General features: G+C 70.8%; 20 protein-coding genes. 8 read left to right on the forward strand and 12 right to left on the reverse strand.

Annotated elements, in window-relative coordinates; translation table 11 throughout:
• Nucleotides 1-101: 101 nt before the first annotated feature.
• Entirely contained in the window at nucleotides 102-728 is a 627-nt protein-coding gene (locus tag AC1P0E_RS31610) for a hypothetical protein (RefSeq protein ID WP_482745524.1), read from the reverse strand.
• Between the two features lie 179 nt (nucleotides 729-907).
• Here AC1P0E_RS31610 and AC1P0E_RS31615 point away from each other — a divergent pair, with 179 nt between their 5' ends.
• A complete protein-coding gene (locus AC1P0E_RS31615; RefSeq protein WP_482745525.1) occupies nucleotides 908-2,293 on the forward strand; it encodes a helix-turn-helix domain-containing protein in 1,386 nt (461 codons plus the stop codon).
• A gap of 26 nt (nucleotides 2,294-2,319) precedes the next feature.
• On the opposite strand, the gene AC1P0E_RS31620 is transcribed toward AC1P0E_RS31615, so the two are convergent.
• Nucleotides 2,320-3,222, reverse strand: a complete 903-nt coding sequence (locus tag AC1P0E_RS31620; protein WP_482745526.1) for a LysR family transcriptional regulator ArgP — start codon at nucleotides 3,220-3,222, stop codon at nucleotides 2,320-2,322.
• A 69-nt stretch (nucleotides 3,223-3,291) separates the two neighbouring features.
• Here AC1P0E_RS31620 and AC1P0E_RS31625 point away from each other — a divergent pair, with 69 nt between their 5' ends.
• Complete coding sequence (locus tag AC1P0E_RS31625; protein ID WP_482745527.1) at nucleotides 3,292-3,915, forward strand: LysE/ArgO family amino acid transporter; 624 nt, start codon at nucleotides 3,292-3,294, stop codon at nucleotides 3,913-3,915.
• A 100-nt stretch (nucleotides 3,916-4,015) separates the two neighbouring features.
• Nucleotides 4,016-6,199, forward strand: coding sequence for a SpoIIE family protein phosphatase (locus AC1P0E_RS31630; protein ID WP_482745528.1), 2,184 nt, complete (start codon nucleotides 4,016-4,018; stop codon nucleotides 6,197-6,199).
• An 83-nt stretch (nucleotides 6,200-6,282) separates the two neighbouring features.
• Here AC1P0E_RS31630 and AC1P0E_RS31635 read toward each other — a convergent pair whose 3' ends face one another.
• The 3 genes from AC1P0E_RS31635 to AC1P0E_RS31645 all read right to left on the reverse strand — a co-directional run bounded on the left by AC1P0E_RS31635 (nucleotide 6,283) and on the right by AC1P0E_RS31645 (nucleotide 10,744).
• Entirely contained in the window at nucleotides 6,283-7,974 is a 1,692-nt protein-coding gene (locus AC1P0E_RS31635; protein WP_482745529.1) for a lysyl oxidase family protein, read from the reverse strand.
• A 1,065-nt stretch (nucleotides 7,975-9,039) separates the two neighbouring features.
• Nucleotides 9,040-9,306: a hypothetical protein gene (locus tag AC1P0E_RS31640; protein WP_482745530.1), complete on the reverse strand. Its 267-nt coding sequence runs from the start codon at nucleotides 9,304-9,306 to the stop codon at nucleotides 9,040-9,042.
• 445 nt (nucleotides 9,307-9,751) lie between these two features.
• Nucleotides 9,752-10,744, reverse strand: a complete 993-nt coding sequence (locus AC1P0E_RS31645; protein WP_482745531.1) for an aldo/keto reductase — start codon at nucleotides 10,742-10,744, stop codon at nucleotides 9,752-9,754.
• Between the two features lie 135 nt (nucleotides 10,745-10,879).
• Between AC1P0E_RS31645 and AC1P0E_RS31650 the strand changes: the two genes are divergently transcribed.
• On the forward strand, nucleotides 10,880-11,758 hold the full coding sequence (locus AC1P0E_RS31650) for a LysR family transcriptional regulator (RefSeq protein ID WP_482745532.1): 879 nt from the start codon (nucleotides 10,880-10,882) through the stop codon (nucleotides 11,756-11,758).
• Nucleotides 11,759-11,853: 95 nt separating this feature from the next.
• The gene (locus AC1P0E_RS31655; RefSeq protein WP_482745533.1) at nucleotides 11,854-13,077 is read left to right on the forward strand and encodes a GDSL-type esterase/lipase family protein; all 1,224 of its coding nucleotides are present in this window, start codon (nucleotides 11,854-11,856) and stop codon (nucleotides 13,075-13,077) included.
• Between the two features lie 76 nt (nucleotides 13,078-13,153).
• On the opposite strand, the gene AC1P0E_RS31660 is transcribed toward AC1P0E_RS31655, so the two are convergent.
• The 4 genes from AC1P0E_RS31660 to AC1P0E_RS31675 all read right to left on the reverse strand — a co-directional run bounded on the left by AC1P0E_RS31660 (nucleotide 13,154) and on the right by AC1P0E_RS31675 (nucleotide 16,940).
• The gene (locus AC1P0E_RS31660; RefSeq protein WP_482745534.1) at nucleotides 13,154-13,519 is read right to left on the reverse strand and encodes a hypothetical protein; all 366 of its coding nucleotides are present in this window, start codon (nucleotides 13,517-13,519) and stop codon (nucleotides 13,154-13,156) included.
• Between the two features lie 122 nt (nucleotides 13,520-13,641).
• The gene (locus AC1P0E_RS31665; RefSeq protein WP_482745535.1) at nucleotides 13,642-14,136 is read right to left on the reverse strand and encodes a cupin domain-containing protein; all 495 of its coding nucleotides are present in this window, start codon (nucleotides 14,134-14,136) and stop codon (nucleotides 13,642-13,644) included.
• Between the two features lie 184 nt (nucleotides 14,137-14,320).
• Nucleotides 14,321-15,211, reverse strand: a complete 891-nt coding sequence (locus AC1P0E_RS31670; protein WP_482745536.1) for a D-alanyl-D-alanine carboxypeptidase family protein — start codon at nucleotides 15,209-15,211, stop codon at nucleotides 14,321-14,323.
• Between the two features lie 175 nt (nucleotides 15,212-15,386).
• Nucleotides 15,387-16,940: a hypothetical protein gene (locus tag AC1P0E_RS31675; RefSeq protein WP_482745537.1), complete on the reverse strand. Its 1,554-nt coding sequence runs from the start codon at nucleotides 16,938-16,940 to the stop codon at nucleotides 15,387-15,389.
• Between the two features lie 197 nt (nucleotides 16,941-17,137).
• Between AC1P0E_RS31675 and AC1P0E_RS31680 the strand changes: the two genes are divergently transcribed.
• Complete coding sequence (locus tag AC1P0E_RS31680; protein WP_482745538.1) at nucleotides 17,138-17,983, forward strand: class I SAM-dependent methyltransferase; 846 nt, start codon at nucleotides 17,138-17,140, stop codon at nucleotides 17,981-17,983.
• 42 nt (nucleotides 17,984-18,025) lie between these two features.
• Here AC1P0E_RS31680 and AC1P0E_RS31685 read toward each other — a convergent pair whose 3' ends face one another.
• A complete protein-coding gene (locus AC1P0E_RS31685) occupies nucleotides 18,026-19,858 on the reverse strand; it encodes a serine/threonine-protein kinase (protein WP_482745539.1) in 1,833 nt (610 codons plus the stop codon).
• A gap of 118 nt (nucleotides 19,859-19,976) precedes the next feature.
• Nucleotides 19,977-20,603 carry a TetR/AcrR family transcriptional regulator gene (locus AC1P0E_RS31690; protein WP_482745540.1) on the reverse strand — a complete coding sequence of 209 codons (627 nt, stop codon included), beginning with the start codon at nucleotides 20,601-20,603 and terminating at the stop codon, nucleotides 19,977-19,979.
• A gap of 89 nt (nucleotides 20,604-20,692) precedes the next feature.
• Between AC1P0E_RS31690 and AC1P0E_RS31695 the strand changes: the two genes are divergently transcribed.
• On the forward strand, nucleotides 20,693-21,841 hold the full coding sequence (locus AC1P0E_RS31695) for an agmatine deiminase family protein (RefSeq protein ID WP_482745541.1): 1,149 nt from the start codon (nucleotides 20,693-20,695) through the stop codon (nucleotides 21,839-21,841).
• 135 nt (nucleotides 21,842-21,976) lie between these two features.
• Here AC1P0E_RS31695 and AC1P0E_RS31700 read toward each other — a convergent pair whose 3' ends face one another.
• The gene (locus AC1P0E_RS31700) at nucleotides 21,977-22,723 is read right to left on the reverse strand and encodes a hypothetical protein (protein ID WP_482745542.1); all 747 of its coding nucleotides are present in this window, start codon (nucleotides 22,721-22,723) and stop codon (nucleotides 21,977-21,979) included.
• Between the two features lie 393 nt (nucleotides 22,724-23,116).
• On the opposite strand from AC1P0E_RS31700, the gene AC1P0E_RS31705 reads away from it, so the two are divergent.
• Nucleotides 23,117-23,644: an FBP domain-containing protein gene (locus tag AC1P0E_RS31705; protein WP_482745543.1), complete on the forward strand. Its 528-nt coding sequence runs from the start codon at nucleotides 23,117-23,119 to the stop codon at nucleotides 23,642-23,644.
• Nucleotides 23,645-23,694 lie beyond the last annotated feature (50 nt).

The raw sequence follows: 23,694 nt of genomic DNA on the forward strand, positions 1-23,694 counted from the left end.
CGCGCCGGTTGCGACAGATCACCCAAAGGGTTCCGTCCCGCGAGCGCGCGGGACGGCGCGCCGCGGTCGAACAGCGCGCCGCCCCTCCCCGGAGAGAGCTGTCAGCGGTAGAGCTTGTCGACCGCGGTCCGGGTGGTGGCCTTGAAGCCCTTCAGCGGGGCGTCCCGCAGATCGCCGAGCTGACCCCACTGCACGTAGGTGACGGTGCGTCCGTCGCGGCCCACGGAGAACAAGTGGATGTCGGTGCTGCCGACTTCCGGGTCCTCGGTGTCGAGGCTGTAGACGTACGCGCCCTCCTCGACCGCCAGCTTGCCGTGGTGGACGCTGCTCGCTTCCGTGGTGGGGTACTGCCGCTCGATGCGGTCGGCGCACGCCGCGAACGCCCGGCGCAGGCCGGTGACAAGCTCGGCGGCCCGGGCGGTGGTGGCGGCGACCGTGGTGATCTGCAGGCCCCCGGTGTCCAGCTCGGTACGGAAGGCGCGGTGGCTGGTGCCCTTGCCCGGCAGGGCCCCAGGAGCACAGAACGCGCCTCCTTCCGGCAGGCCCTTGGTGACCTTCCCCGAGGACCACGGGGTGGAGGAAGGAGGCATCTGTCCGGCACTGAGGAACGCCGGTGAGACGGGGGCGACCGTGCTCGGGGCCGCGCCGGCCGGGGCGAGCGGGGAGACGGCCAGAACCAGGCCGACGGCGGTACAGGCGGCGGCGAGTGCGGTGCGGAAAGCAGGCATGGACAAAATATCCCCTGTGTGGTGGTTGACGAAGACGCTGCTCAGCTTCGGCGGGCGACAGCGGCCGGCACAAGGGCAACGCGGGCCTACGGAACGGTGGAACCATTCCACCCCCACTGACGTGGGGGTATGCGGGTGGGGTGGAACGCGGACCGGAACGGGCAGAGGGACGGGGACGGATGAGCGCGTCTGTGGAAGCCGAAGTCGAGCGGTTCGCGGAGCAGGTGCGCACGCTCAAGGAACGCTCCAACCGCAGTTACGGTGCTCTGGCCCGGCGCGTGGGCGTGAGCGCCTCGACACTGCACCGGTACTGCTCGGGCGAGGCCGTACCGGCTCACTTCGCACCGGTCGAACGGCTGGGACGGCTGTGCGGGGCGGCGCCACAGGAACTGCTCCAGTTGCACCGTCTGTGGATCCTGGCGGACGCCGTCCGGAGGCCACAGGTGCCACGCAAGACGGCGGCGCCGGAGTCGGAAGAGGCGATTCCTGAAGAGGCGGCTTCCCCAGAGGCGCCCCGGGCTTCGGCTCCCGCGCCCGAGCCGGCACCCCTGCCCGGGCCCGCCCCCGACGCCACCGCGCCCGCCGTGCCGGTGGCTCGCCCGGTACGTCGCCGCAGGGCGATGGTCGCCGCGGCCGTCGTTGCCGCTGTCGCCACCGGGGTGGCCGCGCTGGCCTTCGCGGGACCCGGGGCGGGGAGTACGGACGGCGGGCGTTCCACCGCGTCCGTCGACAGGACCGACAGGACCGACCTGACCGACGGCTCCAGTGACGGCCGGACGGGTCCGCCACCGTCCGGCAGCCCACGCGCACGCCCGGGCAAGTCCGGCTCCACGGCGTCCAGTGCGCCGCCCCCGCCCCCAGGGCCGGTCAGCGGCACGCCCACCACCGGCGCGCCGGCCCCTGCGCGGAAGCCCGGCGGCGCAGCCGACGCGCAGCCCGTTGTCCTCCCGTTCGCCTGGACCGCCGATTCCGAGGTCTGGCAGAACGGATGCAACCACGACTACCTGATCGACCGCAGCCCGGACCGTGTCCCTCCGCCGCCGTTGGAACAGGACGCCAAGCCGTGGGCACGTTCCCTGGACGCGCTGCACGGCGGGAACACCAACGTGCGCGTCTCCGTCCAGGGCACGTCCGCGAAGTCGGTCGTACTGGAGGCCTTGCGCGTACGCGTCACCGAACGCGACGCGCCCGTGAAGCGGAACGTCTACGGGATGAGCAACGGATGCGGCGGCGCGCTCAGTCCGCGCCACATCGACGTCAACCTCGACGCCCCGCGTCCGGTCGCGCGATCTGTCGCGGGCTTCGACGGTGTGGCCGGAGAGGCGATCCCCGCAGTGTCGTTCCCGTACATCGTCTCTGCGTCAGACCCGGAGGTACTGCTGGTGAACGCCAGGACGGCCGGCTGTGACTGCTCCTGGTACCTGGAACTCGAGTGGAGCAGCGGCGCGCGCTCCGGCACGGTCCGCATCAGCGACAACGGCCGCCCCTTCCGCACCAGCGGCACCAATGGCATGCCGCACTACACGTACGCGACCACCGAACACCGCTGGATCAGCAGCCGGTAGGCCCCTCGGGGCGGAGACGATCCCGCTCACGCCGGCGCGCGCAGCGCCTCGGCGGCAGTGGAGGCGACCGCGTCCGCCACTGCCGCCAGAGCGGGCGAGTCCAGCTTCCACTGCTGCCAGAACAGCGGAACGTCCACGGGCCGGCCGGGCTCGAGCAGGGTGAACACGCCCGCGCGCAGCAGCGGTTCCGCTTGCGGTTCCGGCACCAGCCCCCAGCCGAGTCCGGCGGCCACCGCGTCGCAGAACCCCTCCGACGTGGGCACATGGTGGCGTACCGCGCCCGCGCCCGTCCCGTCGTTCGTGAGCGACCGTACGAAGGCGTCCTGGAGGTCGTCGCGGCGGTCGAAGACGATCACCGGGGCGACGCGCAGGTCTTGCTCCGGCGCCCCGGTCAGGTGGCGCGCGGCGAAGACGTCGGTGGCCACCGGGAGGTACCGGGCCAGGCCCAGGCGGCGTACCGTACAGCCCGCGACCGGGACGGGCGACGACGTGACCGCCGCCATCACCTGCCCCTCACGCAGCAGCGCCGTGGTGTGGGCCTCGTCCTCGCGGTGCAGTTCGAAACAGACCGGCGGATCCTGGGGCACGCGGGTCAGGGCCGGCAGGAACCAGGTGGCGAGGGAATCCGCGTTCACCGCGATGGGCAGCCGCGCCGGACCCTGCTCGTCGGCGATCCCCAGGTCGGCCCGCGCGTCAAGTTCCAGCCGGGCCAGCTGGCGTGCGAACCGCACCACGACCTGCCCGGATTCCGTCGGGCGCACCGGTTTCGTACGCATCAACAGCACCCGTCCGGTGCGCTGCTCCAGCGCCTTGATCCGCTGGCTGACCGCCGACGGGGTCACGTGCAGGGCGGCCGCGGCCGCTTCGAAGGTGCCCTCGTCCACGGTCGCGAGGAGCGTACGTACCTGATCCAGGGGAAGTTCGTCCATCACAATTGCTAAGGGTACGTTAGAATCTTTAGCTGTACTGATGGCCGAGTGATCCATACCGTCGGTCCCATGAACCACGGAATCATCACGGCGGCACTCGTCGGCTTCGGCACCGGACTTTCCCTCATCGTGGCCATCGGCGCGCAGAACGCCTTCGTTCTGCGCCAGGGGGTCCGGCGGCACGCCGTCCTCGCCGTGGTGGCCATCTGCGCCGTGTCCGACGCGGCTCTCATCGCGCTCGGCGTCACGGGAGTGGGCGCCGTGGTGACCGAGTGGCCGGCCGCCCTGACCGTGGTCGGTCTTGCCGGTGGCGGGTTCCTGATCTGCTACGGCGTCCTCGCCGCGCGGCGCGTGCTGTGGCCCGCCCCCGGCGCGGCCCTCAGCGCGCAGGGCGCGACGACCGGATCCGCCCGCAAGGCCGTCCTGACCTGCCTGGCGATGACCTGGCTCAACCCGCACGTCTACCTCGACACGGTCCTGCTGATCGGCTCCGTCGCCGCCGACCACGGCTCTCTGCGCTGGGCCTTCGGGGTCGGCGCCGTGCTCGCCAGCCTGACCTGGTTCACGACCCTCGGTTACGGAGCGCGCCTGCTCAGCGGCCTGTTGGCGCGCCCCGCGGCCTGGCGCGTCCTGGACGGCCTGGTCGCCGCCACCATGGTCACGATGGGCGGGCTGCTGGTGGCCGGCGCCTGACAGGCGGTACATCACCTTGCGGGTGCGCGCTCGGCCGTTTTGGGCGTAGCGTCCAAAGATGATGTGTCTTGGGGTGTGTTGTGCGGGGAGCCGGTAGTCCATGGTTTCGCCGGAGGAGGAGACCGGACAGCCGGAGGTACTGGACCGACTGCTGTCCCGGGTGCTGCGCGAGTCCGGCGCGTACGGCGGTGGGATCTATGCGCTGACGTCGGGCGGCAAGGTGCTGTCCGCCCTCGTGCTTGCGGGTGTGCCGTCCAACCTCGCGATGCCGTGGGCCAGGGTGGGAACGTCCGCGTCGGGTCCTCTGGCGGAGGCGGTGCGGGAGGGCCGTCTGGTGTGGGTCGGGGCCGAGGGGGAGCTCTCCCGCCGCTATCCACGGATCGGCCTCGCGCTGCCGTACTCGTTCGCCCTCGCGGCCGCGCCGGTGGTCAGCGCGCAGCGGACCTGGGGCGGTCTGGTGTTGTTGTGGCCGGGTTCCCACCCGCTGGTGATCGAGGCGGAGCGGCAGAGGGCGATCGAGAAGGCCTCGGGATACGTCGGCGCGGCGCTGCGCCGGGCGGAGGAGAGCGGCCGTCCGCTCCTGCCCGTGCCCGAACCGAGAATCGTTGCGGTGCCGCGGCGCCGTATGGTCACGCAGGCGGAGTCGCTGGCGGCGGTGGATTTCACCGAGCGGCTCCCGGAGGGCTGCTGTGCGCTCGACCTCGACGGCCGGGTCACCTTCATCACCCTCACCGGGGCGGAGCTGGTGGGCAGCACGGTCCCCGCGATGCTGGGAACCCGGCCGTGGGAAGCCCTGCCATGGCTGGACGACCCGGTATTCGAGGACCGCTACCGGTCGGCCGTGATGAGCCGCCACGCCACGTCGTTCACGGTGCGGCGCCCGGACGATCTGTGGCTGTCCTTCGAGCTGTATCCCGACGCCCGGGGGATCAGCGTGCGTATCGCCCGCTCCCGCCTGGCCGGAACGGGAACGGGAACGGGAACGGGAACAGGAACAGGAACGGAGGGCGTAGCCGCAGCGCCGCCCCCGCCACTGCCGGACTCCTCCGTGCCCCCGGGTGCGGCAGTCGCGCCGCCCCGGGTGGGCGTGCTCTACCAACTGGCACATCTGGCGGCAGCGCTCACCGAAGCTCTCAGCGTGCCCGACGTGATCCGGCTGGTGGTCGACCAGATCGCTCCCAGCTTCGGCGCGCAGGAGGTCGCCCTGTTCGCCGTACAGGCCGGAAAGCTGCGCCTTCGAGGCCATCACGGCTACGGGGCCCAGGAGATGGAGCAGCTCGACGGCGTATCCCTGTCGCCCGACCACCCCGGCGGCCGCGCGGTGACCACGGCCGAACCGGCCTTCTTCGCCTCCCGCCGTGAATTCCACGACGCTTTTCCCCACGCCGTGGACGACGACGGCAATCACGCCTGGGCGTTCCTGCCCCTCGTCGCATCGGGCCGTCCCATCGGCTGCTGCGTACTGGCGTACGACCGTCCCCATGTCTTCGGGCACGACGAACGGGCCCTTCTGACCGCGTTCAGCGGTCTCGTCGCGCAGGCGCTGGACCGTGCGCATCTGTACGACACCAAGAGCGGACTCGCCCGCAGTCTTCAGGCCAGCCTGCTGCCCCAGGCACTGCCCGCACTGAACGGTCTGCAGGCGACGGCCCGTTACCTTCCGGCCACCCGAGGCATGGACATCGGAGGCGACTTCTACGACCTGGTGCGCCTCGACGACACCACGGCCGCCGCCGTCATCGGCGACGTCCAGGGCCACAGCGTCACCGCCGCCGCCCTGATGGGACAGGTCCGTACCGCTGTCCGGGCACACGCCATCGCCGGAGCGGCCCCCGACGATGTCCTCGCCCGCACCAACCGCCTGCTCACCGACCTCAATCCGGGACTGTTCACCAGCTGCCTGTACGTCCAGATCGACCTGGCCCGCCGACGGGCATGCCTGGCAACCGCCGGCCACCTCCCGCCTCTCCTGCGGCATCCCGGCGGACACACGGAGAGCGTCGCCATCTCACCCGGCCTCCTGCTCGGTATCGACCCCTCGGCCGCTTACGAGGCGATCGACATCGCCCTGCCGCCCGGTGCCGTCCTGGCGCTGTTCACCGACGGCCTGGTGGAAAGGCCCGGCATCGACATCGAGGACTCGACCTCGGACCTGGCCGTCGCCCTCGGCGAGGGGCCCGGCAACCTTGACGACCTCGCCGACGCACTCGTGCGGCGCGCTCGCCCGACGTCCGACCGTACGGACGACACGGCACTGTTCCTGCTGCGACTGATGCCTGAGTAGCTACCGCAGAGCCCGGCCGGCCCGGGCGCCCCCGAGAACAGGTCTCGGGGGCCGGCATCGCATGCCGTTACTGCGAGCGGATGTCAGTTGGCGTTGACCAGGTCATGGGCCGGGACGGTCACCGTACGAGCGCCCGGACTGCCGCCCAGGACGACCTTGCGCAGAGCACTGTTGTTGGTGAGGCTGGTCTCCTTGAGCCGCTTCTCGGGGTTGGCCAGCACCTGGATGTAGTACGTGCCGTTCGCCAGATTCGTGATGTCGAAGGACTGGCCGGGAAGGTCCTGGGTGTACGTGTCGCCGGAGCCGACGTCGAGCACTTCCCGGACCGAGATCGAGTTCTCCTGTCCGCACGCGGTGGACAGGTCGGTGTTGCCCGGGTGCCAGTTGGCGTTCTTCACCGTGTAGTCGACCGCATCGGTGTTGGCCAGGCAGAAGGCCTCCTTGCCGCTGCGCACCGACTCCTTCTTGTCGGCCTTGAGCAGCCGGTAGCTGGCGAAGTCGGTGAAGTGCCAGTGCTCGTGACCCGCGCGCGGGTCCCACTCCATGGTGCCGGTCGGCGTGTAACCGACCTGCTTCCCGTCGGCGTCGTAGAAGTACTGATAGGCGTCCATCAGCTCCTTGCCGGGGGTGCGGAAGCCGTCGACCACCAGCTGCGCCGGACCCGCGTTCCACACGTTGGCGCTGAAGGCCAGGTAGTCCTTGCGGGCGGTGTTGCCTTGTCCCTTACTGATGGTGATGCCGTAGGCCGGCAGCGAACGGAGGTCCGGCTTGGGGACGTCCGGCACGGTAGGTGTGCCGGTCGGCCGCTTCGTGGCGGGCTTCACCGCCGGAGCCTTCCGGGAGCCGTCCGTCTGCCCGGCCCCGTCACCCACGGGCGCCGCCCTGAGAGCCGTCTTCTTGAGTGCCCACGGGAGGGCGGGCGGTGCGGGAGTGTGGGGCCCGTGACCCACGTTGTACGACGGACCCGCCCCGCTCGTCGCGGCGGCGGGCGCGGGCGCGCGCATCGCGCCGTGACCGCCGTGTCCGGCCGAGTGCGAACTGTGGCTCATGGCGGCCGCCGCCCCCGGACCGTCCTCGTAGCTGCGCTCGCGTACGGTCACCTTGATCGTCTGAGGCTTGTTCTCCATGCCGAACAGGTCGCGGTAGCGCTTCGTCACAGACACCTTGGCGGTGTACTTCCCGGCCGGCAGGGCCACCGGATCGGAGTAGTAGCCCGCGTACGTGTTGGACGCCCAGCCGTTCTCGACGCCCCACACCGAACCGAGAGTGAACGGGTTGCCGGGACAGCTCTCGGGGTACTTCGACTTGGCCGGGGCGTCGGGCCGTACCCGGCCGGAGGCGTTGTTCGGACAGAAGGCCTCCGCCTTGTCCAGCACCTTCCTGCCGGCCGCGTCCGTGACGGTGACCTGGGCAAACCCCGGCAGCCCCGCGAAGTCCTTCACCAGGCCCTGGGGGAGGGTCTTGGTTCGCGTCTTTGTCCCCTCGCGGATGATCTGCGTGGCCACGACAGGGTCCTTGTAGGACTTACGGGTCACCTTGAGTTCAAGGGGGCCGTTCTCGGCTGTGACGTACGTACCGAGGTCCAGGTAGACGCCAGGCTCTTCCTTCCACGAGTTGAGCGTCACCGACGCCGAGGCGGCGATCAGCTTGAGCTTCGGCGTGGACTGTGCCTTTTCGGCGTCGGGCGCGGCGGCGACGACGCCGGCGGTCACAGCGATCGCAGCAGCGGCAGCGGTCACCGCACGCCATGGACGGGCTTGGCGGAATCTGGTCATCGTTCCTCGTTTTCCGAATGGTCTTCCACGTGCCTGCTGGACGGTGGATGAACAGCCGGCGCACGGAAACCGGTCGGGCCGACTGAGGCGCGAAAGGCTCTGATCGCGAAACTGTTTCCGGCCCGTGAGAGTTGGCGGAGGGCAGCACGGGTTGTCTGTGGGCTCGTGAGACGCGGATCGTTGTCCGAAAACGGTTCCTGGCTCCCGGATCAAGCCGTTGTAGCGCTGTTTCCGCGGTACGGGCCCATCGGTTGTGGTAGAGCGCCGTCCTGGTGAGGGCGTGGACGCGTTGTGGTCCGCCGGGTCGCGGTCGGCTGCGAGGCGGGTACGGATCATCCCGATGCTGGGGGCGACGCGGGCGTCGCCGTGCTGCCCGCGATCTGTGGTCGGACGTGCCTGTTCGGCCAAGTACGCTGTGTTTGGCGGGAGTTGGACCCAGGCCTCGCCCCGCGGACGGCGGCGGAGACCGCGTATGGTCAGCGGCGAGTGCTCCGGCGACGGTGAGGGTGCCTGATAACGGCAACATCAACAAGTGCCAGCAGCGCCAGAACGGCGAAGAGCAGCGCCATGGCCCCCAGAGCCCATGAGCTGGGAGCGGAGCCCGCTTGTGATCGCCACGCCCATACGCCGAACAGCACGGCAAGGGCGAGGAACAGCGGCATGTGGACCCTCGCCAGCAGGCGTCTCAGCCTGAGGGCGCGGCGTCGGCTCTCGGGCGGGGGAGGCTCAGGCCCGCGCCGCCGCTGCTCCCGGTCGGGACTGTGGTCGCGCATCGACTGCTCCAAGGGCGAAGGACCCCTGTGCCCAGGATAGTCCTCTCCCGTACAACCCCATCGGCCTGCGGGGGAGCCCATGGCTCGCACCTTGGCCGCCTGGCTGCGTGGCGTCGGCCAGTGCCGCTGAACGAGTCGGCCGCCCCGCCCGGGCGCCGCGCCGGCCGCGCGCTGCGAGGACGCCGCGGTGCGGCTTGCGCACGAGGGCCGGCTGACGGCCGCCGACGTCGGCGCCTCGCCGCAGCCGCGAGCCGCCATGGTCGACCGGCACGGGGTCCGGGCGGCGTGGCGGTTACCGCTGGTGCCCCATGTTCTTTCGGTCCAGGCCAACGGCCGACGTGGTGTCCTTGAACGTGTCCGTGTCGACGACCGGACCAGGGCCGACCACGGTCGTCGTCTGCCGGTCCATCAAGTACGCGAGGTCGAGCGAGGTCTTCGTGAGCGTGTCAGAAGCGCCCAGGACGAACTGCTCCGGGCCCGCGGCCTGCGCCGATGACGCCGCACTGCCGAGTACAAGGAGATTGAGAGCCGCTGCTGCGGCCGCTGAACGAAGTTTCATGAGCCCACCTCTGTTGCGGAATTGTTCCCGACGATCAACGAACGGACCCGGTGAGCGTTACGAAGCCGGGCCACGCCCAGCGGGTGAAGGCAGCGGCTCGCCGTCCTGCCGCACGGCCGCGACCGCGGCCGTCTCGACTCCGTCACAGCCGAAGTGCGCGCCGCCGCTCCTGACGCCACCGTCCGCACCTACCTCGCCGATCTGGACCAGGTGCGCTTGCCGCAGCAAACTCGCGATTATCATGGCGACCTTCGAGCTGGCCGCCGAACTCGAACGTACTGGTGTAAGCGTGAACCCCCTCCACCCGGCCCATCTGATGGACATCGACGAGGGGGTGCGGCCGACCGTGCGCCTGCTCATCGACCCGGACCTCGAGTCCGTCACGGGCCGCTACTTCGACCAGTTCGTCGACACCCGGGCACACGAGCAGGCGTACGGTCCGAGGTCAGTTCTTGGCGAGGATCGCCTCGACGCGCTGGAGTTCGGCCTCGTCGAAATCAAGCCGGGCAATCGTCTCGACGCTGTTGCGGAGCTGGCGTGCGCTGCTCGCACCGACGACCGCGGAGGTCACCGTCTCGTCGCGCAGCACCCAGGCGAGCGCGAGCTGGGCCAGTGACTGGCCTCGCTCACCCGCCAGTTCGTTCAGTGCCCGCAGACGCGACACCAGCGGATCCGTCACCGCGTCCGCCGTCAGGAACGGGCTCGTACCGGCGGCGCGTGAGCCTTCGGGGACGCCGTCCAGATAGCGGTCCGTGAGCAGCCCCTGGGCGAGCGGCGAGTAGGCGATGGCGCCGGCTCCCACCTCCCGCAGGGTGTCCAGCAGTCCGTCCTCCGGAGCGCGGTCCAGCATCGAGTAGCGGGGCTGGTGGATCAGCACGGGTGTGCCGAGCTCGCGCAGGATCGCCGCGGCCCTCCGCGTCGCCTCGACGGGGTAGTTGGAGATGCCCGCGTACAGCGCCTTGCCCTGCCGGACGGCGGTGTGCAGCGCCCCCATGGTCTCTTCGAGCGGGGTGTCCGGGTCGTAGCGGTGCGAGTAGAAGATGTCGACATGGCCGAGCCGCATCCGGCGCAGGCTCTGGTCGAGGGACGCGAGCAGATACTTCCGCGAGCCCCACTCGCCGTACGGACCGGGCCACATCAGATAACCGGCCTTCGTGGAGATGACGACCTCGTCCCGGTACGGCGCGAGGTCCTCCGCGAAGATGCGGCCGAAGACAGTCTCGGCCTCTCCGGGCGGCGGGCCGTAGTTGTTGGCAAGGTCGAAGTGCGTGATCCCCAGGTCGAAGGCGCACCTCAGGATCTCGCGCTGGGTGTCGAGGCCGCGGTCGCTTCCGAAGTTGTGCCACAGGCCGAGCGAAAGCGCCGGCAGCTTCAGGCCGCTGCGGCCGACACGGCGGTACGGCATGGCGTCGTACCGGCCGGAGTGGGCGGAGTACACGTGGGTCTCCTCTGGGGAGTGCGGGTCGACGGGGTGCACGGTGCGAAGAGCGGACCGCTTACCCAGCTTGTCCGGTCGCCGTCATCCCGTCCAACAGAAGAATGCGAATGATTTGAGAAGCTAAGCTTCTGAATCATGGAGCTGAGACACCTGGAGTACTTCGTCACGGTGGCCGAAGAGTGCCACTTCACCCGAGCCGCGGAGAGGCTGATGGTGTCGCAGTCCGGGCTGTCGGCGTCCGTGCGCGAGCTGGAGCGGGAGCTCGGCACGGCGCTGTTCGCCCGCACCACCCGGTCGGTCGGCCTGACCGAGGCGGGGCGCGCGCTGCTGGCCGAGGCGCGGCGTACCCTGGCGGCCGCCCGCGCCGCGAAGGACGCCGTGGCCGCGGTCCAGGGGCTCCTGCGCGGCACACTCACCGTGGGCACCGAGCAGTGCATCGCGGGCGTGCACGTTCCCCGGCTGTTGGCGCGCTTCCATGAGCGGCACCCGCAGGTGGAGATCCGGCTCCGTCAGGCAGGCTCGGCGCAGCTCATGGAGGAGGTCGGCAGCGGGCGGCTCGACCTGGCCTTCGCCATCGACTGCGGGGACACGCCCCGGACCGTACGGATGGTGCCGCTCACGGACGAACCGATGCTGCTGCTGTGCCACCCGGACCACGCGCTGGGCCCGGCCGAGGAGGTCTCCTGGCGCCGGCTGCGCGACGAGCCCTTCATCGACTTCCACTCCGACTGGGGGCCGCGCAGGGTGGGCGACGCGGCGTTCGCCGCCGCCGGTGTCGGCCGCCAGGTCGCACTGGAGGTCAATGACGTCCACAGCCTGCTGGAGCTGGTCCGCGAGTCACTCGGCGTCGCGCTCGTTCCCCAGCACTTCGCGCGCAAACCGGAGGCGAAGGGGCTGCGAGCGGTCCCGCTGGCCGGCGTGGGGCGGCTCACGTACAGCAGTGTGACCGCGCTGCCCCGCGAGGAGGTCACGAGCCCGGCGGCCCGCGCCCTGCTCGGCCTGCTGAACGGCTAGATTCCGCCTACCCGCCGGCCGCTACCCGTCAGCCGCCGGGTGGGTGGGCGGAAAATAATTGGCCAGCCCATGTATCCGACCGGCACCATGCAACCATGAACGACCGGCTCGACGACGTCCCCGGCGCCCCTACGGCAGCCCGGGCGACGGACTGGATCACCACGCCCATCACCACGGACCTCCTGCGCGGCGCCCTGGACCTGGAGCGCACCGAACACGGGCTGCTGCCGCACCGGCTGCCCGCCCGGGCCCGTGCGCAGTGCGCCGACGGGCAACTGGCCATGGCGGAGGCCCAGCCCTCCGGCGTACGGCTGGTGTTCCGCACCAGGGCCACTGCCGTCGAGCTGGACGCACTCCGCACCAAGAACGCCTACCAGGGCGCCCCGCCCCGTCCCGATGGCGTGTACGACCTGCTCGTCGACGGCCGGCCGGCCGGGCAGGCCAGTGTGACCGGTGGCAACGTCCTGATGGTGGACATGACCACCGGGTCGGTGGAAAACCGGCCCGGACCCGCCGGGACCGCCCGGTTCTCCGGCCTCCCCGACCGCGTCAAGGACGTTGAGATCTGGCTGCCGTACAACGAGATCACCGAGCTGGTCGCCCTGCGCACCGACGCCCCCGTCGAGCCGCTGCCGGATGGCGGCCGCAAGAGGTGGCTGCATCACGGCAGTTCGATAAGCCACGGCTCCGACGCCGCGAGCCCCAGCACCACCTGGCCCGCGCTGGCCGGTTCCCTCGGCGGTGTGGAGCTGACCAACCTGGGACTGGGCGGCAGCGCCCTGCTCGACCCCTTCACCGCCCGCGCCCTGCGCGACACCCCGGCTGACCTGATCAGCGTCAAGATCGGCATCAACCTCGTCAACACCGACGTGATGCGCCTGCGCGCCTTCGGACCAGCGGTGCACGGCTTCCTCGACACCATCCGCGAGGGCCACCCCACCACTCCGCTGCTGGTCGTCTCGCCGATCCTGTGCCCCATCCACGAGGACACTCCGGGCCCCAGTGCCCCGGACTTCAGCAACCTCAGCGCGGGGAAGCTCCAGTTCCGGGCCGCGGGCGATCCCGCGGAAACGGCCGGCGGGAAGCTGACCCTCAACGTCATCCGGGGCGAACTGGCCCGCCTCGTGAAGCAGCGCGCAGCCGACGACCCGAACCTGCACTACCTCGACGGCCGTGACCTCTACGGCGAGGCGGACTTCGCCGAGCTGCCGCTGCCCGACCAACTCCACCCGGACGCCGCCACCCACCGCCGCATCGGGGAACGCTTCGCCGCCCTGGCCTTCGGCTCCGGCGGCCCGTTCGCCGCCAAGCGGGCCTGAAGCGCCCGCTTCTCATCCGGCTGTGCCCGCCGCCGCACCAGTCACCACCGCGGTCGCCGCACGGCAGGTACGCGGTTCACAGTCGCCGCAGCAATCTGCGCAGACGCCTCAGGGGACGTGACGTCGGCCTGGCGCGCGCAGGAGGCGGCTCCTCCGGCTCCTGCGGACGCCACAAGGGCACCTGTGGCATGAGGAAGCGCGAGCCGGAGGCCTCCATCGCGCAGAAAAGCTCGCCGCTCATGTTCTCGACAACGATGCGGAAGGGCCGGGGCGGCTCCTCGGGCAGCTCCGCATCGAGGACCGTGAGGCCCTTGACGTGGCCCCGCCGGTAGGCGACGACCTTGCCGTCCACCAGGACCTCGATGCCGTCGGCGGGCCGGCCGACCTGGACGCTGATCGAGTGTCCGTCCTGATCGAGGTGAAAACGGTGACCGCGGGTCATGGCGAACCTCCGCGAGCGGTGCAGGACATCCTGGTCCCAGAGTACGCAGCCGCACGGCACCTGTGCCTGCGCCTGCCCGCGGCGGACAATGTCATCGCTCGCGCGGCCAGGGACCCGGCGGGTCAGTTCGCTGCTTCCAGGGCGGCGCGCCACACCGGGCTGTCCACGTAGTGGTTGTCGAAGTGCTCGGAGGACTCCTTGATTTCCGCCGGGCTCGCCTCGCCCCGCATGACCCGGCCGAGCAGCCGGAGGTAGTCGAAGCGCGGCATGCCCGGCGTGAAGACGAACAGCACGTCGGCTTCGGCGCCGGGAGCCGCCGCGAAGGCGTGCGGAGTGTGCGGCGGTACGAGCAGCAGGTCGCCCTCGTCGAGGGTCTTGACCTCGTCGCCGATGAGCACGCGCAGGCTGCCGCCGATGACGAAGAAGAGCTCCGAGGCACGGGTGTGAAAGTGGGCCGGCGCGCCCACAGCGCCCTTGGCGAACTGCGAGCGGTAGCTGGTCAGCGAGCTGCCGTCGGCCCCGGAGTCGGTGAGCAGGGTCATGACGCTGCTCGGGTCACTGGTGGTCTCGGCGGTGGCGGCGCGGGTCAGAACCGGCGTGAGTGCGGTGGCGTTCATGGTCGTACTCCCTGCGCTGAGCTGTGGTCGCGGGCTCTCCCGTGGCCTTGTGGCTACGACTCTAGGCAGCCAAGAGACCCGTCAGCGGGTGCATTTCCATGCCGGAATCATGGGTCAATTGAGGGCGGGTCCGGCGGGGGCGGGGCCGGGTTCAGGCCCCCGCCCCCGCCGTACTGCCTGGCTGCTACTTCTTGAAGCCGTAGTTCATCAGCTTCTTCGCGTCCGTCGTGCGGTGCGCCTGCGAGGAGGACGCGAGTACCGTGCCGATGACCGTCTTGCCGCCCCGCGTGGCGGCATAGACCAAGCAGTACCTGGCTTCCGGACCCGAGCCGGTCTTGACGCCAATGGTTCCCGAGTAACTGCCCAGCAGGTTGTTGGTGTTGGTCCACGACATGTAGCGGTAGCCGTTGTTTCTCGTCGTGACCTTCTGTTTGGTCGACTTGGTCTTCACGACCTTGCGGAACAACGAGTACTTCATCGCGTTGCTGGCGAGCTTCGTCAGGTCGCGCGGCGTCGAGTAGTTCGAGGTGTGGCCGATGCCGTCGAACGAGTCGAAGTGCGTGTTCTTCAGACCGAGGCTCCTGGCAGTCGAGTTCATCTTGCCGATGAACGACTTCACACGCTTGGCCCGCGTGGACCCGCTGCCGTACTTGTCCGCCAGTGCGTACGCCGCGTCGCAGCCGGACGGGAGCATGAGCCCGTACAGGAGCTGGCGGACGGTGACCTTGTCACCGACGATCAGGCGGGCCGACGACGCGGTTTTCGAGACGATGTAGTCGCTGTACGCCTTCTGGATCGTGACCTTGGAATCCAGGTTGAGGTTCCTTTGCGCGAGCACCACCCGAGCCGTCATGATCTTGGCGGTGGAGCCGGTCGGAAGACGCCTGTCCGCGGCCTTGGCGAAGAGGGTCTTCCCGGTGCCGTTGTTCATCACGAAGCCGCCCTTGGCGACGATCGTGGGTGTCCTCAGAGTGTCGGCCTGCGCCGGGGCGGACAACGGTCCGGCCGTCAGGACGGCTCCTGCGGCGACGGCGACTCCTGTCACGCGAAGGACGGCCTCAATGTCGGTCTTCAAGATGGGTACTCCAAACGCCCCTGGAGGGCGGCCAGGTGGGAATGCCGGTTGCCCCTACAACGCCCAGGACGCGTCAATGGATGTGTGCTCGGCGGCGGCTCCTTGGTGCTCTTGCGGCCATGCCGCGGCCGACACACAGCGAACAGCCGACGCCGGCGCGCCCGCCCCCCGGGTCTCACCTCACCGCTGCGCGCCCGGGCAGCCCGGGTGCCGGCGGGACGGCCGCACCGGACACGTAGGCGCGGAAACCGGTCCGGCGGCCCAGGTCGGGAAGCGGGTGGAGGCGCCACTGGCGGGCGTACGCAGGAGGGCGTCCCCCCGCGGAGACCAGGACCGCGACGGGCCGCCGGAGCGCTGTGGCGGCAAGGGCCTGCGGCGTGGTGCTGCCGTCGTGGCCACTGGGCTGGCGGGAGGCGCAACCCGTCCGGAACGCCACCCGGACCGCTTCGTCGCCGCTGATGACACACGGCGGGCGCACGCCCTGGGCCCGCAGTTCGGCGGCGATCCGGGTGAGGTCGGCGGTGTCGCGCCGTACCCGGTCCGCGATGCCGTCGACCAGTACGTACTGGATCGTCAGGTGGGCGACTACAGCCAGGGCGACGAGCGCTGCCGCGGTACGCCGCCACCGCGGCCGGGGGCCCCACGCCCGGACCAGGCACTGCGCCACGGGCAGCGCCAGCAGGGCGTACGCCGGCAGCAGGAAACGTGGGGCCGCGTACCCGACGGTGAACAGATACGGCGCCGCCAGCACCGCCCCCACCACCGTGGCCAGCACAATCGGCGCGGCGCACCGGGCACGGACGGCGGCCCGCACGCCGCCCGCCACGAGCAGGGGCAGCGCGAAGAACCAGAGGGCGGAGGCAGGGTGCCGCCAGGGCACGTCGCAGGGCCGGCACAGCGCACGGCCGCCCAGGGCCCGCACATGGTCGTCGACAGCGAAGTACCAGCCCAGGTGGCCCTGGATCTCGCTGGCCCGCCGCAGCCGGGCCGGGAGGCCGCCGTAGTGGACGTACGCCTCGACCACCCACTCGGCGCAGCCGACGGCCGCGCCCGCGCCCGCGACGAAGACCAGCAGAGCCCTGCGACGGGTACGCGGCATCACCAGGGCGGCCACGGCGAGTGCCAGTACGAGCCACACCGCGTCGGACGGGCGCATCAGCGCGGCGAACGCCACCCCGGCGCACATGCCGATCAGTGCCCGGTGGTCGCCGGGATCTCTGGCCGCCCGCAGGAAGCATCCCACCGCGGCGAGGGACCCGTAGGCGACCCAGAGGTTGGGCATCGCCTGCGAGGCGTAGAACATCGTGACCCACAGGCTCGCGAACAGGGCCCCGGCGACCGCGAGTACGGGAGTGGGCAACAGCCGTCGCCACACCCACAGCGCGAGGAACAGGCCACAGCCGGCCAGTACGGCCATGTACAGGCGGAGCGCCACGACCGAGGTGGTCACCGCGGTGACCGGGGCGACGAGGTACGTGATGCCCCGGGCCCTGGGCGCGCTGAAGAAGGCGGGTGGCGCCTGCGGGCTCAGCTGGCTGACGTACACGGTCTCGTCCCAGCCGAGTCCGAGGCCGGGTGCGACCAGGGCGAGGTGGATGAGGGCGAAGGCGGCGGCGACGGCAGCCAGCGGCATCGGACGCGCGGTCGGCGCGGCGAGCGAGAAGCGGCGCGGGCGCGCCTCGCGCGGCACACGGTCCAGCGTGCCGGCGAGGAAGTGTGTCTCCTGCATGCATGGCCTCGCTCGGGGGTACGGCGGGTGACGGTTCCCCGGCCCTGTCCTCACCACGCTGCGGGCGGTCGCGCCGCTCCCACCACGCGGGGAAGGCACTCGGCGCAGCGGTTCTCCCGAACGAGTGAGGCGGCGCATCCCGGCGCCCGTGGTTAGCATCCGACAAGGGGCAGACCACCGATGGCACGGAGGCCGTCATGCAGCAGACACCCGCTTCGCGCCTCTCGGCGAACCGTTCCGGACTCGGCCACAAAGTGCGTTACGCGCTGCGGCATCCGAAGCGCGTACTGCCCTACCTGCGCCGGGCGGGCCGGGACAGCTGGCTGCGGCTGCGGCACCGGGGGAGCCATGTCGCGTACTACCGGGCGGTGATGGCGTCCGACACGGCGCGCAGCCCGGAGGCAGCGGTCGGCGGCGGGCCCTCGCGCGACCGCTGGCTGGCCATCGGGCAGATGCAGTACGACTACCTGGTCGGGCACGGGCTGACGCCGCAGGACCGGATGCTGGAGATCGGCTGTGGCAACCTGCGCGCCGGGTGGCGGTTCATCGAGTACCTGGAGCCCGGCCACTACTACGGGATCGACATCTCGCCCGACATCCTCGTCGAGGCCAAGAAGACCCTGGTCCAGTACGGACTGCAGGCCGGAGTCCCGTATCTGACGCCCGTCGAGGACCTCAAGCTGGACTTCCTTCCCGACGCGTGGTTCACGGTGGTGCACGCCCACAGCGTCTTCTCGCACTCACCGCCGGAGGTCATCGACGAATGCCTCGCGCACGTCGGACGGGTGCTGGCGCCAGGCGGGTTCTTCGACTTCACCTTCGACCGCACGGAGGGAGCCGAACACCAGGTGCTGGGCGAAGACTTCTACTACCGTACGCAGACGCTGATCCGGCTGGCCGAAAAGCACGGCCTCGTAGCCCGCTTCATGGACGACTGGGAGCGACTGCCGCACGGCCAGTCCAAGCTCCGGGTCACCCACCCCGAGGCCGGCCGGCCGCCCGGCCCGGCCGTGGCGGCGGAGGTGCCGGCGGTGGAGCCCTGAGGGCTTGGATCTCGCTCAAGGGCCCCAGCGCCGTCTGTCACGTCAGCGGCCGCCGCGTTCGGGCCATGGGAAGCCGAGAGCCTCGGCGTACTCGCGACTGCCGCCCCTGACCTCCGCGTAGACCTTGGGATCCGCTGTGGCCAGGCGCCGCAGCGCGGCGGCGGCCTGTTTCTCGGGAGGTGTGTCGTCTTCCGGGAGGCTCCAGATGAATTGCAGCAAAGGACCGTCCTTGTCCTTCCTCCCGGCGGCGAGACCCGGCCAGTACATGAACGACAGCACGGTCCTGTCGGGGGCCGCGAAGTCGGTGCCGACCCAGCCACGCTCGGCGTCCCACCGGGTGAGGAGGTCCGGCCGGTCCCGCAGGCCCGCGGCGATCAAACGCGCCGTGGTCCGCGCCGGCCACTCCCATGAGTGATCGTTCTCTGCGCGCGTGATCTCGGCATCGTAGTCGGCGGCGTCGAAGCGGTACTCGGGGAGTTCGGGCGGCTGCTGCCGGGAAGGCGGCGTGGCCGGACGGCGCCAGTCGCGCCACACGACCTGTTCCCCGTCGCGGCAGATGGTGACGTGGAGCGCGCCGCAGCATCCCTCGGTGCAGTAGGCCTCGGCCAGCTGCACTTCCCGGGGCTCGGCCGTGGCCCGCAGGCGACCGCTGTTGAGCAGGTACTCGGGGGAGTGGGCAAAGCCCCGGCCGAAGGCCTCCGGCACCAAGGGGCGGCCGTCGATCAGCAACCGGGTCTCGACGGTGGCCGGGTCCGCCGGATCGCGCACGGCGATCTCGACCCGAAGCCGGGCCGACGCGGCCGGGGCGGTGAAGGGCTGCCGCGCTGCGCGCCGGATCCACTGGGCCCGGCCGCGTTCGACAGGATCGGTGAGCTCGCCGTCCGGTACGGCGGCCCAGGCGGGCGTACTCAGTACGGACTCCAGAGCGGCCAGCAGTGCCTCGCGCTGTCCGGGGCGCCAGTCGAGGAGAAAGCTTGGGCCGCTGTGCAGGTCTAGGGCGAGGGAGAGGAGGGTCGCGTAGTGGGCGAGGGTTGGGGGCAGCTCGGACGCTCTCGTGAGTAGTGCGTCGTAGGCCGTGACGGCCTGCCGGTAGGAGAGGATCTCGGCACGGAAGTCGGGCGGACTCGTCATCCGGGACAGCAACCGGCCCGCCTGGGCCAGGACCTCGGTATCGACCGGATCCGCACGGAGGACGTCGGCCAGCCGAACGGCCTCGGCGATACGGCGGGCGGTCGAGGGCCCTACGCAGGGTGGCCCGACGGCAACTGCCTTCAGCGACGTGCGGACGGCTTGACCGTCGTTCGCGGCTATGGCGTCGACCAGGTGGCGCACTTCCCGGTCCTCGACGCGATGGGCCAGCCACACCACGGCCGCAGCCGATGAGTCGAGGGCGGTGAGCGCCCGGACGACCGGGCGGGCGAAGCCGCGCAGCAGACCGAGGACCTTGAGATACGGCACATCCTCCGGCTCACCGAGGCGGGCCAGGAGTCCGAGACCGACCCTCACGGCGGGTGTGCTGGTGCCCGTACGAGCCAGGCGGCGAGCGAGGGCCCGGGCTGTCGCCCGGTCCTCCAGGGGCACATTGGCGACGGCCGTGGGGATGCTGCCGCTTCGTGCGCCGAGTCCGTCGAGGCGGAGGTGGACCTCGTCGGCAGCCCAGGCCGTGTCCGGGGCGTTCAGCAGGGGGACGAGGATTTCCCGTACGGCCGCTTGGGCGTCCGCCCAGCCCAGGTCGTTGTCCCGCTGCGGCGGGTCGGGGAGGGGGTAGCCGCGCATGGGCAGGCGACCGTCGGGCTCCGCGCGATGCAGGCGCAGGGCGTATTCGTACAGAGCAGGCCGAGGGCTGAGCGCGCCGCGCTCCTCCGGGGCGCTCACCGGGCGGGGTGGGACTCGATTCGGTAGATCATGTGGAGAGCCTGTCAGAGCCGCCCGGTCGTGCGCCAGCGGGTTTCTCTCCGACAGCGCGGCCGTCGGGTCGCGAGCCTCCGGTGAGTCAAGCCTGGGAGCCTGTACGGCGTCCTCCGGCCGGTGTTGACCCTGATCCTCCCGGCAGGCGGAGTTCCGAGGCGAGGGCGCCCTGGAGCAGTTCGCGGACGCGATTCAGGGACGTCGAGCCGCTGAGCCAACGCTCGCTCAGGCCTTCCACGAGGGTCGTCAGGCGCTCCGCCGCGTCGGCGGCGATCACGTCCTTACCGACGGTGCCTGCTTCCTGCGCCTGGTGGATGAGTTCGGTGGCGTACTCGACCCATTCGTACGTCGACTGCCGGAGCTGCTCGCGCTGTTCGGGTTCGAAGACGGCGGTGGCCCGCAGCTCGCCCCACGCGATGCTGTTCTCCACCACCGCGGGCGCGTCCTGGAGTTCGAGCAGCAGCATCTGCTCCAGATGCGCTCGCGGATCGGACCGCGGAGAGGCGGAAGGCTCGGTGTAGCGCTCGGCCCGCTCGCTGATGAACTCCAGGGTGCGGCGCATCAGGCCGGCCCGGTCGCCGAAGTGGTAGTAGATGAGCGCGGTGGAGACCTTGGCTTCCGCGGCCAGCTCTTCCACGCGCAGGCCACGCACACCGCGCCGGGCGATGACACGGGTGGCGGCCTGAAGGATCAAGGTTCGGCGGTCTGACACAGTCCCTCACCGTACCGGCAGGGCAGTGTTAGCCTGGCATTCCTGACTGAAATTTCAGTCAGGAAAACTTCTGCTGGTTGGAGACAGTTGTGAAGGAGCGCTCACGGCGGGCACTGCTCAGGTCCGGCACCGCTGCCGCACTCGGGGGAGTCGGCTTCCTCGCCTCGGCCTGCGCGCCCGCCTCCAGCCGTGAATCGGCCGCGGGACGGCCGACGCCCGGTGGCACTTCGGCACGGCATCGGATGCCGGCCGAGTCGCAGCGGCATGAGCGCACGTTCATGGCATGGCCGCCGTCGGATTCGGTGTGGGAGGACGCCGCGCCGGCCGTCCAGCGTGATGTCGCCCGCATCGCACGGGCGATCGCCGAGCATGAGCCGGTCACCCTGCTGGCAGCCTCAGCGGAGGCAGCCGGGGCCCGGCGGGCATGTGGGACCTCGGTCGAGGTCGTGCCGGTCCCCGTCGACGACTTGTGGATGCGCGACAGCGGCCCCACCTTCGTGACCGGACCGGGCGGCGCGATCGCCGGCATCGATTTCCACTTCAACGGCTGGGGCGGCAAGCAGGAGCACCGGCGCGACGGCCGCGTCGCGAAGCGGCTCCTTGCCCGCGACCGATCGGCGCGGATCAGCGCGCCGATCACGGCGGAGGGCGGCTCCCTGGAAACTGACGGCGCGGGCACACTGATGGTCACCGAGAGCTCGCTGGTCAACCCCAACCGCAATCCGGGCCGTTCCCGCGCGGACATCGAGGCCGGGCTGAAGGAGCTGCTCGGCGTATCAAAGGTGATCTGGTTCAAGGGGGTGCGGGGCGAGGACATCACGGACTGCCATGTCGACGCGCTGGCCCGTTTCGCCGAGCCCGGAGTCGTCGTGCTGAGCCGCCCACTGGCCGGAACCAAGCCGGACGTGTGGACGCGCGCCTACGACCAGGCGCGTGGCGTGCTGAAGTCGGCAACAGACGCACGCGGCAAGCAACTGGAGATCGTCGAGTTGCCGGAGCCGGACCCGGCCGGACTCGGCGAACGGGGGCCGGACTTTCTGGGCTCGTACGTCAACTACTACGTGATCAACGGCGCGGTGCTCCTCCCGCGCTTCGGCGACCGAGACGCGGACGACCGTGCGGCGTCGATCGTCCGGGAGCTTCACCCCGGCAGAACCGTCGTACAACTGGACATCCACACGCTCGCGGAAGGCGGCGGCGGCATCCACTGCGCCACGCAGCAGCAGCCGGCGGTCTGACCGCTGGGGTGCACGCTGCGGTGCACGCTGCGGTGCACGCGGTCTGAGCCGCCACCGGCCGGCCTCCGTCGCCGAAGAGGAGGCGTACCGCCGGGCGTCGTGCGGCGGTACGCCCCCTGTGGCGTGGGGCCCGGGTCAGCCCCCGCTCGCCTGCTTCGCGCAGTGCTTGATCACCTTCAGGTGCTGTCGGGCGACGATCGCCGCGCAGGGGATGCACAGCGCTCCGGTCGAGCAGGCGACCAGACATGCCGCTGTGACGGCGGCGATGATCCAGTACGAGACCTTGTTGGCACGAAGGCAGTCGGCGAAGCGCTGGAACCAGGAACTCTTGGCGGCGGCGTCGGCCGGGAACGCGTCGGCGGCCGAAGACGCGGAGACGACCTTGTCGAGGCGCAGCGTGCCGTTCGACCACACGGTGACGCGGCCCTGGTTCTCGCCCTGCTCCCGGTACAGCTGCTCGTTCACTTCCGTGGCCCGGCCCGCGGCGTCGTACACAACGGTGATGGCGCTGGGTGCGACAACGCTGCCGGTGTAGCCGATGCTGACGACGTGGCTTCCGTCCTTCTTGGCCCGCCAGACGAGGGCGTCGTCCTTCGACAGCTCGGCGCCCTCGGGGAGGTGTGCGAGGGTCCGGCCCTCGGCGATGTCACCCCGGAGCTTGTCGACCAGGTCGGCCGCTGGGCGCGAGTCGTCCGGGGCGTACAGGGCTTCGAACGAGTCGACAGAGTCGAGGAGCTTCTTCGCCTCGGGCGTGGGCACGGGCTCCGGGGTTGCGGCGTGGGCGCTCTGGCCGATGACGGAGAACGCGGTGACGGCGGCGATGACGCCCAACCATCTGCCCAGGGCGAGAGCGGGGCGGCCGGCGCGTGAGAGTACGAACATGCGGGGACCTCGGTTCTGACAGCGGGACGACCGGGAGCCGACGCATGCAAGGACTGGCGTGACGATGCGTCTGGCATATGACTGGACCATAACCTTTTGTGTTCACCTCGGCGCGCTGGGTGACTGCCGCCGTCGCTTCGGGGATCGCCTACGGTCCCTACCGGCGGACAGGGCGCGCCGCAACGGGTGGCGCCTGGCCCGGCTGCGCCAAGGCTCGCGCGGAAGCGCCAACTACGGGACGGTCATCGGCGTATCACCGCGTCAGCTGGACAGGCACAGCCGGCCGCGCATCGCCCCCGGGCGAGGATGGAATCGGTCTCGCGTGGTCATGTCCAGGCGTGCGTACGAATAAGCGGATGCGGGCTCGTGCGGCGGCCCGTACCGTCAACGCCCGTGGAAGCGCTCAGAGAGAAACAGATCCGGTCGTCCTTCGTGAACTGCACCAAGGGCGAGGCGACGCGCCTGAAACTCCCCCTCGACTTCGCTGAACTCCCCTGGGAGGACCTGGACTTCCTCGGCTGGGTCGACCCGGGCGCGCCGCTGCGTGCGCACCTCGTCCTCACGGGGCCGGACGGGCCGCTCGGGCTCACCCTGCGGGTGCCCGGTGCGATCCGCACCAGCGCGGTGAAGTCCAGCCTCTGCCAGCTCTGCCTCACTGGGCACGCTTCCTCCGGCGTCACGCTTCTCGCAGCGCCGCTGGCAGGCGCCCGGGGCCGTGCGGGCAACACCGTCGGCATCTACGTCTGCGCCGACCTCGCCTGCTCCCTGTACGTACGGGGCAAGCGGCAGCCCAAGCTGCGCAGCGGCCAGTACGAGGAGAGCCTGAGCCTGGAAGAGCGGATCGCCCGCACGCTCGGCAACCTGCACGCCTTCGTGGCGAGGGTGACGCAGGACGCCAGTGCTCCAGCCCGCACTTCGTGATCGCGAGTTGAGTTGCCGCTGGTAGCGGCTGTGGCGGGCCTGCTGCGGTC

The organism is Streptomyces sp. TRD_SC_5 (assembly GCF_056836825.1).

Bases quoted from the DNA above. Each gene is read 5' to 3' on its own strand.
- AC1P0E_RS31610 (WP_482745524.1), bottom strand. From the start codon at position 728: ATGCCTGCTTTCCGCACCGCACTCGCCGCCGCCTGTACCGCCGTCGGC.
- AC1P0E_RS31615 (WP_482745525.1), top strand. From the start codon at position 908: ATGAGCGCGTCTGTGGAAGCCGAAGTCGAGCGGTTCGCGGAGCAGGTG.
- AC1P0E_RS31620 (WP_482745526.1), bottom strand. From the start codon at position 3,222: ATGGACGAACTTCCCCTGGATCAGGTACGTACGCTCCTCGCGACCGTG.
- AC1P0E_RS31625 (WP_482745527.1), top strand. From the start codon at position 3,292: ATGAACCACGGAATCATCACGGCGGCACTCGTCGGCTTCGGCACCGGA.
- AC1P0E_RS31630 (WP_482745528.1), top strand. From the start codon at position 4,016: ATGGTTTCGCCGGAGGAGGAGACCGGACAGCCGGAGGTACTGGACCGA.
- AC1P0E_RS31635 (WP_482745529.1), bottom strand. From the start codon at position 7,974: ATGACCAGATTCCGCCAAGCCCGTCCATGGCGTGCGGTGACCGCTGCC.
- AC1P0E_RS31640 (WP_482745530.1), bottom strand. From the start codon at position 9,306: ATGAAACTTCGTTCAGCGGCCGCAGCAGCGGCTCTCAATCTCCTTGTA.
- AC1P0E_RS31650 (WP_482745532.1), top strand. From the start codon at position 10,880: ATGGAGCTGAGACACCTGGAGTACTTCGTCACGGTGGCCGAAGAGTGC.
- AC1P0E_RS31655 (WP_482745533.1), top strand. From the start codon at position 11,854: ATGAACGACCGGCTCGACGACGTCCCCGGCGCCCCTACGGCAGCCCGG.
- AC1P0E_RS31660 (WP_482745534.1), bottom strand. From the start codon at position 13,519: ATGACCCGCGGTCACCGTTTTCACCTCGATCAGGACGGACACTCGATC.
- AC1P0E_RS31665 (WP_482745535.1), bottom strand. From the start codon at position 14,136: ATGAACGCCACCGCACTCACGCCGGTTCTGACCCGCGCCGCCACCGCC.
- AC1P0E_RS31675 (WP_482745537.1), bottom strand. From the start codon at position 16,940: ATGCAGGAGACACACTTCCTCGCCGGCACGCTGGACCGTGTGCCGCGC.
- AC1P0E_RS31680 (WP_482745538.1), top strand. From the start codon at position 17,138: ATGCAGCAGACACCCGCTTCGCGCCTCTCGGCGAACCGTTCCGGACTC.
- AC1P0E_RS31700 (WP_482745542.1), bottom strand. From the start codon at position 22,723: ATGTTCGTACTCTCACGCGCCGGCCGCCCCGCTCTCGCCCTGGGCAGA.